General features: G+C 64.2%; 2 protein-coding genes. Both read left to right on the top strand.

From position 1 onward, the window contains the following. Positions 1-17: 17 nt before the first annotated feature. The gene (locus AC1DX0_RS36035; RefSeq protein WP_477359289.1) at positions 18-782 is read left to right on the top strand and encodes a phosphoadenylyl-sulfate reductase; all 765 of its coding nucleotides are present in this window, start codon (positions 18-20) and stop codon (positions 780-782) included. A 171-nt stretch (positions 783-953) separates the two neighbouring features. Beyond that, a partial coding sequence (locus AC1DX0_RS36030; RefSeq protein WP_477359286.1) for a DUF934 domain-containing protein occupies positions 954-1,250 on the top strand: 297 nt, incomplete at its 3' end.

Raw genomic sequence — 1,250 nt, 5'->3', positions numbered from 1 at the left:
GTTCAAGGAGGCGCTCTATGCTGGCGAAACCAAGGCCGCTTGACCGTATCGTCGACGTCGAGGCCGGCATCGCTGCGCAAGCAGCGGGGCTKGAYGCGCTSTAYGGCCATCTGAMSCCGCTCGAGATCATCGARCGCTCGGCCMGMGARYTKTTTCAYGACGAGATCGCCGCSGTGTCRTCSTTCGGMGCSGATTCGGCSGTGCTGYTGCACATGATCGCCGAGATCGACCGCACGCTGCCGGTGATCTTCCTCGACACCGGCAAGCATTTCGAGGAGACGCTCGGCTACCGTGACGCGCTCGTCGCCGATTTCGGGCTGACCAATATCAGGGTGATCAAGCCCGAGGAGGCCGCGCTCGAGCGGATCGACCCGACGGGCAATCTGCACCAAACCAGCACCGATGCCTGCTGCGACGTGCGCAAGGTCGAGCCGCTGGCGCGTGGGGTTGCACCCTTCCGCGCCTGGCTGACTGGCCGTAAGCGCTTCCAGGCCTCGACGCGGGCAGCACTGCCGGTGTTCGAGGCGGTCGGCGCGCGCATCCGCATCAATCCGCTGGCGCATTGGACGACATCGGACCAGGCCGATTACATGCGCGCGCATGCGCTGCGYGAAAATCCGCTKGTCGCCTATGGCTATCTGTCGATCGGCTGCTTCCCGTGCACSCAGCCGGTGCAGCCGGGCGAMGAYGCGCGCAGCGGCCGCTGGGCCGGTCATGCCAAGACCGAGTGCGGCATTCACCTGTCGGGGCTGGAAGTGTCGCTGACCGACGCATCACTGTAGGGCGGGTTGATATTCAGGTGAGGCCGGCCTGCAAATGGCGGTTTCCTGCGCTTCCGGTGCTCACGTACTTCAAGTACGCTCCGCTCCGGTTCTCGGAAGCCACCATTTTCGGCGCGGCCTGACCTGAATCTCAACGTACCCTGAGCTTCTTTGAATTTTTGGGAATTTTTGATGACCGAAACGACGACACCGGAGACCCGGCTCTGGACCCCTGAGGGTTTTCGCGAGGATGAGTGGGCTCATGCCGAAAGTGCGGATGCGCTTTCCGGCAATGGCCGCTTCATCCTGCCGCTGCAGGCGTTCCTCGACCTTGATCCGGAGGTGCGCCGGTCCGCCAAAGAGCGGCTCGGCGTGGTGCTGCAGCCCGGCGACCAGCTCGAGAAGATAGCCGACCTGCTCGACCAGCTGTCGCTGGTGGCGCTGGTTTTCCCGGCCTTCAGCGACGGCCGCTCCTTCTCCAAGGCTGAA

Source organism: Mesorhizobium sp. P3_A9, assembly GCF_056402975.1.
Note: the sequence above shows the minus strand (reverse complement) of the source record. Positions and strands in the feature narration are given on the sequence as shown.